Genomic DNA, 8,043 nt, shown 5'->3' on the forward strand with positions numbered 1-8,043 from the left:
GCAGCACTCAGTCGCGCGGCAGGACCAGCACGGCCTCGAGTCCGCGCTCCGGCCGGTTGTGCAAGGTGAGCTCGCCGCCGTGCATGCGTGCAACGTTGCGCGCGACGGCGAGGCCGAGCCCGGTGCCGCCCGTCGCGCGGCTGCGCGACGGCTCCAGGCGGTAGAAGGGTTCGAATACCTTCTCGCGTTCGGCTTCGGGAATGCCGGGCCCGTCGTCCTGCACCCGCAGGACCAGCGAAGCGGAGGAGTCCTCGACCCGCACCACCGCGCGCTCGCCATACAGGACCGCGTTGTCGACCAGGTTGGCGAGGCAGCGCCGCAGCAGCGAGACGCGCGCCGGATAGGGCGCCGCGGCCTCGCCCTCGATCCGCACTTCGCGTCCCATGGCCTCGTTGTCGGACTGCAGGCTGTCCAGCAGCGCGTTCACGTCCACGGCCTGCCGCACCTCGCCGGTGCCCAGCCCGCGCATGAACTCCAGCGTCTGCGTGACCATCGTCTCCATCTCCTTCAGGTCCGCCTCGAAGCGCTGGCGCAGCGGCTCGTCCTCGAGCAGGTCCGCCCGCAGCCGCATGCGCGTGATCGGGGTCTTGAGGTCGTGCGACATCGCCGTGAAGATCCGGGTGCGGTCCTCGATGAAGCGCACCAGGCGCTGCTGCATGCCGTTGAAGGCCTGCGCCGCCCGCCGGATCTCGGTGGGCCCGTCCACCGGCAGCGGCGGCCGGTGGATGTCGCGCCCGAGCGCGTCGGCTGCTTCCGCCAGCACGTGCAGCGGACGCGTCACCCAGCGCACCGCGAAGTACGAGAGCACGAGGACGGCGGCCAGCAGGATCGCCAGGACCAGGGCGAGCCGCCAGGGCAGCGGGGTGACGCCGGGCCGGGGCTGCGCGTCGAAGCGCGCCCAGGTGCCGTCGCGCAACTGCACCTCCGTGCGCACCACGGGCCCGGAGGCAAATCCGCCCGGACCCGCCATCCCGGGCCCGCCGCCCATCCTGTGCCGCATGCCCGGGCCGGGGCCCGGGGAGCCGCCAGGCGGGACCCCGGTGGCCGTGACGCGCACCTCGCGGCCGGCCCCGACGGAGGCCCGCAGCAAGGCGGCGAACATGAGGGCGTGCGGTGTGCCGCCCGGGCCCGCCTCGGACGCCGATGGATGCAGGGACAGGACCAGCGGCGGCACGTTCAGCACCGCCGCGATCCGCGCGCGTTCGGCGGTGCCGACCGAATCGAGCAGGCGCACCGCGTCGGCGATCCGCTGGGCCTGCTGCATGCCGCTGGCGGTGTCCAGCAGGCGATCGCGCTCGACGAGGTTGATCCCGGCGCTGAGCAACTGCGCCACGAGCAGGCCGCCGGCCAGCACCAGCACCAGCCGCCCGAACAGGGACTGCGGCAGCCAGCGCGCGAGGCCGCGGATCACGGAGCGTCCTTGCGCACCGGCACGCTCAGCACGTAGCCTTCGCCGCGCACGGTGCGGATCATGGCGGCTTCCCCCGGGCCTTCGCCGAGTCGGCGGCGCAAGCGGCTGACCTGCACGTCGATGCTGCGATCCAGCGCGTCGGCCTCGCGCCCCTGGGTCAGCTCCACGAGCTGGTCGCGGGTGAGGACGCGGTTCGGATGCGCCACGAAGATCCGCAGCAGCCGGTATTCGGCGCCGCCCATGGGGGTGACGATGCCGCCCGGGGACACCAGGTGGCGCTGCACGGTGTCGAGTGTCCAGCCGCCGAAGCGCACGCTGCGCTCTTCCTCCGGCTGCAGGTTGTGCGGCAGGCTGCGGGAGCGGCGCAGGACGACCTTGATGCGCGCCAGCAGCTCCCGCGCACTGAACGGCTTGGCGACGTAGTCGTCCGCACCCATTTCGAGTCCGAGGACGCGGTCCATCTCCTCGCCGCGTGCCGTGAGCATGATCACGGGGATGTCGGAATGCGCGCGCAGCTCGCGGCACAAGGTGAGGCCGTCGTCGCCCGGCAGCATCACGTCCAGCACCACCAGGTCGAAGGCGCCGCGGTCGAGCGCCTGCCGCATGGCGCGCCCCTCCGCCACGGCGGTGGCGCGCAAGCCGTTCTTCTCCAGGTAGCGCTGCAGCAGCGTGCGGATCTCGGCGTCGTCGTCCACGATCAGGATGTGGTCAGTGCGGTCCATGCGTCCATTAGATGCGGTGGGCCGCCTTCCACGTAACCCAGGATGTCAAACATCCGCGCTGTCGCACTGTGCGACAAGAAGCCCGGGCAGTGAAACCCATCGCCTTCGCGGGCGAGCTTCAATGAAGGCGTGGCAGGGAGGTCCTGCCGTCCGGCGGGTGGCGCCGCATCGCCACCACGCAGAGGAGTCGAACATGAAGAGCAGCACCAAGAGGATGGCCGCCATCGCAGCGACGGCGGTCCTGGCGCTCGCGGGCACGGCTTTCGCGCACCCGGGCTTCGGCCCGGTCATGGGCATGGGGCACGGCATGGGGATGGGGCACGGCATGGGGATGGGGCACGGCATGGGGATGGGGATGGGGCCGGGGTGGGGGCCCATGGGCGGCGGCGCCATGATGGGCGGACCTGGCGCCGACATGACCGCGATCACCGCGGCACATCTGGCGGCGCTGAAGGCGCGCCTGAAGATCACCCCAACGCAGGAGAGTGCCTGGAAGGCCTACGAAGGTGCGATCACGCAGCAGGCGAATGCGATGCAGGCCGCGCGCGAGAAGTTCCATGCGCAGTGGCAGGACGCCAAGCCTGGCGAGGTGCCCGACATGGCGGAGCGTTTCGGTGAAATGACCGCCCTGCGGCAGTCGGCCTGGGAGGCGCAGCGCAAGGCGATGAGCGAGCTGGTCGCGGTGCTGACGCCGGAGCAGCGCGCGCTGGTGGATGGCGGCCGCGGTGCGTGGGGCGGGGCACGTCGTTGACGAATCGCTGTGGAAAGCCTGGAGTGGCCGGTGATCAAAGCCACCGACGCGAGGAGGCCGGCGGCGAACGATCCGCCGGCGCGACCGGTGGTCCTTGCTCGCCCCGGGCAAGGTGGCCCTCAGCTGGCGGCCTCCGGCTCGGGCGAGCGCAGCGCCAGCACCGGCACCGGCACCGGCGTCAGGCGCAGCACCTGCTCCGCCCCGCTGCCCAGGAACGCGCGGCTGAAGCCGCGCCGCCCGTGGGTGCCAACCACGACAAGATCGGCTTCCCACTTGCGCGCCTCGTCTGCGACAGTGTCGCCCAGTCGCTGGGCCACTGAAAGCAGCCGGGTGTCCGCTGGCACGCCACTGGCGTCGGCGATCGCCAGCGCATCTTCCAGCACCTTGGCGCCGCCCAGGCGGGCGGCTTCCAGGACCTGGTCGCTGTATTCGAACCCGGTCACGTAGGCGAGTTCATCGATCACGTGCAGCAGCCGCATGCGGCCGCCGCTGTCGCGCGCCATCTGCAGCGCGGCGACCAGGGCACGGTTCGACGTGTCGCTGCCGTCGACGGGGACGAGGATGCGCTTGTACATGAGAACCTCCTTGGATGCGAAGCCGTCCCCGAGGCCCGGGGAACCATCGCCAGCGTCGAGCATCCGCAGATCGGACGCGTGGCAGGAATGCGAACTCCTGTCGCGCAGGTTGAAGCCGCCGGAACTCGCCCGGATGCGTGCGGACGCGGCGGCATGGAGCCGCCAGGTGCTCCGTTCAAGTTCGCGGGGCGCTATCCCCGCTTAGCGACGTGAGCTTCGACCGCTGCTTTCGGCCATCAGCAGCCCACGTGCACGTCGGGAGCCAAGACGCAAGAGGCGCGGAGCAACATTTTTTTGCGTCTGCCTACGAACGGGGCACGCGATGGAACCCGCGCCAGCGCTCACGCCGTTGCTCTCCTCGCGAGGTCGTCCACAGGTCTTTCCACTGGAGCTGTGGGTAGACCAAACCGGTGATGTGGTAGGGCAGCGCTCGGCGGCCCAAAGGAGAGGGGGCGAACCTGCTTATGCAGTGCTACATCCCGCAGCTCGGAGAAGTCGACGCGGGTTCGCAGGTCTAACCGCTCAGGCAGGGACACCGAGGTTCGCGCACTGCCCCCAATGGGTGGTGCATCTGGGCACCGATCATCCAGAGGACGGGTTCCTCGTTGCTCACACCGAGCTGCTCGCTTCGCGTCGGGTCGCTAGAGGCGACGGCCCAGCATGCGCGCGAAGATCTCGCTCCCTTTCTCCTGCACCGCCACTCCGGCATCCATGATGTCACCGCAGTTGATGTCCATGTCGCCGCATACATGCGGGAGTTTGTGGCCAGCTTGATGGAGGCGCGGGCTCGAGGCGAAGCAGGAGCCTCGGCCGGTGGTGAACGCGGCGAGGTTTGCGCCGCTTGCGATCTGCCCGGCCGGCCGGCATAACGGTACCGCCCATGAGCGCGGAGGCGCCGCTCTTCGCTACTGCGCCGAGCGACTTCTCGAGCGGGGTTCGCGCCGCGCAGTTCGCCATCCCTGCTGGAGGACCGCTTCGACATGTGGAGCGTCGAGAGACGGACGGCCGACCGTCGCGTCAGCAACGCGCAGGCTGTGAATGTCGGCCCACCTTGTGCGTGCTTCGGCGCGACGGAGAGCCCCAACAGATTCAACCTCTACGTGGAAATGACCGGCGGAGAACTCGCGGTTTCGGGGAAAGGGGAGTGCCCGATTGAGATAGGGGACATGCCGGAGAAGGGCATGTCCCTTGCGCGATGCGTTGTGCCGTTGAAGTTGGACTCGGTCGCCTACACGGCGGGTTGCTTGTGACGAGTCCGTTGAACAGCGGAGAAGTCTTAGGCCGACAGACAGCTCCGCTGGGGTATACCCAGGTCTCCATCGCAACCAGACGTCTGTGGCGCAAGCCTAGCGGCGGGTCCGCGTACGCCGGATCAATGTTTACGCATCATCGCGACGAGGTCTGGCGGTGGTCGGTGCTCGGTCCCCCGCTGTCGCAGCAGTAGGTGTCCTGGTCTTTTACCCACGGGAGAAAGGAGGCCGAGTTCGCAGGCTTTCCGCCCGCCGCGCAGGGACTGAACTGCCGAAGTGTGACGCCGCTGCGTGCCGGTCGACGGTGCGCCTGTACAGCGCTGCCCACGCTCGCTACTATCAACCGGCCATGCAGGCCGCCCCTGAAACCCGGTACACACGTTGTGGCGGACAAAACGTCGCCTACCAATCTTACGGCCACGGTGCAGAAGTCTTGGTCATCGCGCCGAGCAACCTCTTTCACCTCGAGGCGTCCTGGGCACTCCCTGCCGCGGCCAGGATGGGGCGGCGCATCGGCAGATTCGTTCGCGTCATTCGATACGACAGGCGCGGGATCGGGCTCTCGGATCGATTGCCGCCTGGCACCACGCTCTCTCTCCAGGAACGAGCGGAAGAGCTCATTGCGGTCATGGACGCGACCGAGGTGCCCAAAGCGGTCCTGTTCGGGAGCGCGGACGGCGGGCTCGTCGCCGCATTTGTAGCGGCCACTTTCCCCGAACGTGTGCAGTCCCTCGTGCTTTACGCCACCTCCGCTTGCTTGAGGTCCTCCCCCGGATATGAGCCCGGGCTTTGCGAGCCAGATCTGGAATCCCGGCTCGGCCTGGTGCGTCAACACTGGGGTTCCAATGCGGCGCCGTTCGGATTTGAGTGGCTCATGCCAAGCGTGGGCGGGGACGCGGAGCTACGCCACATGCTTGCGCGCGCCCAGCGGCTTGCCGCGCCTCCTGAAGTCGCGGCGGACGCCTACCGTTGGATGTGCGACGCCGATATTCGTACGTTGCTTCCGTGCATAGCCGTCCCAACGTTGGTGCTGCACAAGACTGGCGACCGCAGCATACCGATCGGGCACGGGCGATATCTGGCCAGCCATATCCCTGGGGCTCGGTTCGTCGAGTTGCCGGGTACGGACCACCTGCTGTTCACGGAAAACACGGACGCTTACTTGGACGCGTTGGAAGCGTTCATCACAGGCCGCGGTCCCGAACGTGAGCCGGATCGGCCCATCGCGACCCTCCTCTTCACGGACATCGTGGGCTCCACCAGCACCGCGGTGGCGATGGGTGACACCGGCTGGACCAACCTGCTGGAGCATCACGACGAAGAAGTACGCGCCGAGATCGTTACTCACGGGGGGCGGGTCGTGGACAATGCCGGCGACGGCATGTTCGCGCTGTTTACTGCGCCCGCACGGGCCATCCAGTGTGCGTTGTCGATCCAGGATCACTTGCGGTCCCTGCACCTGCAGATCCGTGCCGGCATCCACACCGGAGAAATCGAGTCCCGCGGTCATCGAATCAGTGGCGTGGCCGTCCACCTGGGAGCGCGCATCGTCGCAGCCGCTCAGCCAGGGGAGATCCTGGTTTCGCGAACCGTCAGGGACCTCGTGGCCGGATCGGCGATTTGCTTCCGTGATCGAGGACCCCACACGTTGAAAGGACTGTCAGAGCCGTGGCAGTTGTTCGGGGTGCTCAGGGCCCGCGACACTTGACCCGCGCGCAGGTGGAGGTGCCGATGGAGGCGGCGCGGGCCATTTCGTCTCCCGCGCTTCATTTCGCCGAGTACAGGCCTCCGAACTCAGCCCAGTTCTTGCCGTCAAAGCGCCGCAGGTCCATGGTGTCGAACAGGGCGTAGTCAGTCGGGCTCGTGCTCACCGTGATTCCGGGTGTCATCATCGGGAGTTGCACTTTCCTTAGATTGGTGGCCTGCCTCATGACGTTGTCGCGCGTAAGGTCATCGCCACATTGCTTGAGCAGGTGCACTGTCAACTGGGCCACCGACCAGCCATAGACCGCGAGCCCGTCGTTGGGATCTAAATCCGGCAGGTGCTTCCTCATCAAGGCGACGAATTCCTTGGTGTCCGTATCGTTGGCCCATATCGGACTGCTCGGGTCCTTCCCGTAAGTCGCGCAAATCAACCCGATCGCCTTCTCGAGCCCTGCCGGCTTGAGCACGGATCCGATGCTGGAGGCCACCGAATTCAGGTAGTGCGTGGGCTTCCAGCCGGTGTCGAAGGCCTTGCGAATCGCCAGCGTGCCGAACTTGGGCGTCGTCACATTGAAGAAGGTGTCGGCGCCGGAGGACTGCAGCGTCACGATCTGCGAGTCCACTGTCGGGTCCGTCACCTCGTAGCTTGCCTGCGCGACGATCAGTCTCTTCGCATGAGAGCCGAGGGTGTCGGCAAATCCCTGGAGGTAATCCTTGCCGTAGTCATCGTTCTGGTACAGCACGGCGATCCTTGCATTAGGCCGCGTAGCGAGAATGTGCTTGGCGTAGATGCCTGCTTCGAGGCGGTAGCTTGGGCTGTACCCCATCGTCCAAGGGAAATTTTTCGGGTCGTTCCACTTGGAGGCTCCGCTGGCAAGGAAGAGGTGGGGTACCTTCTTCTGGTTCACGTACCTGTGGATCGCACTGTTGGAAGGCGTGCCCACGGCGCCTACCAGGAACAGCACCTGGTCCAGTTCGACCAAGCGGCGGGTCATCTCCACCGTCTTGGCCGGGTTGTAGCCGTCGTCCAGGCTGATGAAAAGGATCTTGCGGCCGTGGATGCCACCCTGATCGTTGATGATCTTGAAGTAGACGGCCTCCGCGCGCCCTATCGTTCCCAACGCGGAGGCGGGCCCGCTGTACGGCATGGTTTGTCCAATCTTGATCTCGGTATCGCTGACGCCCACGTCGTAGTGCCTCTGCGCCTTCGCTATAGGCAACAGGCCCAGCGCAGCGCCCGCGGCCATGAGATTCCGCCTCTGGATCGACACGGCAGTTCCTTTCAGAAAGAAGGTTCAAGCCAGGTTTGGCCGCGCCACCCTGTCTACTCCTTATCGCGGGCGCTTGCCGCCAGCGCGCCGGGCAGCACAAGGGTGCCGGATCATGGGCAGGCGCAATGCGCAATACAAGCAGAAACCGCCCGGAGGCTCGCCGCTCGTCCGACAGTGATGCCAAGAACCCGCGAAGGCGGGCGCGCAGATGACAGAAGCGAGGAGAGGTCGCGCGGTGTCAAGCGACATCAGAATCTGACCCCCTGGCGACATCCAAAACTGACCCCCTGGTTTGTTTCCTAATGGGCTGTTTCTGCAGTTGAGAGTTGAGGATTGATCAACCCGGCCTTGCGCTTGGC

The 8,043-nt window shown here is 67.1% G+C and carries 7 protein-coding genes; 2 read left to right on the forward strand and 5 right to left on the reverse strand.

Annotated elements, in window-relative coordinates:
• Window positions 1-7: 7 nt before the first annotated feature.
• Window positions 8-1,411 carry an ATP-binding protein gene (locus tag JI746_RS07465; RefSeq protein WP_330892958.1) on the reverse strand — a complete coding sequence of 468 codons (1,404 nt, stop codon included), beginning with the start codon at window positions 1,409-1,411 and terminating at the stop codon, window positions 8-10.
• Window positions 1,408-2,133 carry a response regulator gene (locus JI746_RS07470; protein WP_201688166.1) on the reverse strand — a complete coding sequence of 242 codons (726 nt, stop codon included), beginning with the start codon at window positions 2,131-2,133 and terminating at the stop codon, window positions 1,408-1,410. The genes JI746_RS07465 and JI746_RS07470 overlap by 4 nt, the downstream gene beginning before the upstream one ends.
• Window positions 2,134-2,326: 193 nt before the next feature.
• Between JI746_RS07470 and JI746_RS07475 the strand changes: the two genes are divergently transcribed.
• A complete protein-coding gene (locus JI746_RS07475; RefSeq protein WP_201688167.1) occupies window positions 2,327-2,884 on the forward strand; it encodes a Spy/CpxP family protein refolding chaperone in 558 nt (185 codons plus the stop codon).
• 119 nt (window positions 2,885-3,003) lie between these two features.
• Here JI746_RS07475 and JI746_RS07480 read toward each other — a convergent pair whose 3' ends face one another.
• Both JI746_RS07480 and JI746_RS27610 read right to left on the reverse strand, forming a co-directional pair.
• Window positions 3,004-3,459, reverse strand: coding sequence for a universal stress protein (locus JI746_RS07480; RefSeq protein WP_201688168.1), 456 nt, complete (start codon window positions 3,457-3,459; stop codon window positions 3,004-3,006).
• A gap of 641 nt (window positions 3,460-4,100) precedes the next feature.
• Window positions 4,101-4,307 (reverse strand): hypothetical protein, encoded by a 207-nt coding sequence (locus JI746_RS27610; protein ID WP_330892963.1) that lies wholly within the window; start codon window positions 4,305-4,307, stop codon window positions 4,101-4,103.
• Window positions 4,308-5,058: 751 nt separating this feature from the next.
• Here JI746_RS27610 and JI746_RS07490 point away from each other — a divergent pair.
• Window positions 5,059-6,417, forward strand: a complete 1,359-nt coding sequence (locus JI746_RS07490) for an adenylate/guanylate cyclase domain-containing protein (RefSeq protein ID WP_201688169.1) — start codon at window positions 5,059-5,061, stop codon at window positions 6,415-6,417.
• A 58-nt stretch (window positions 6,418-6,475) separates the two neighbouring features.
• On the opposite strand, the gene JI746_RS07495 is transcribed toward JI746_RS07490, so the two are convergent.
• Entirely contained in the window at window positions 6,476-7,684 is a 1,209-nt protein-coding gene (locus tag JI746_RS07495; RefSeq protein WP_330892959.1) for an ABC transporter substrate-binding protein, read from the reverse strand.
• Window positions 7,685-8,043 lie beyond the last annotated feature (359 nt).

The organism is Ramlibacter alkalitolerans (genome assembly GCF_016722765.1).
In the GTDB taxonomy this organism is placed as follows: domain Bacteria; phylum Pseudomonadota; class Gammaproteobacteria; order Burkholderiales; family Burkholderiaceae_C; genus Ramlibacter; species Ramlibacter alkalitolerans.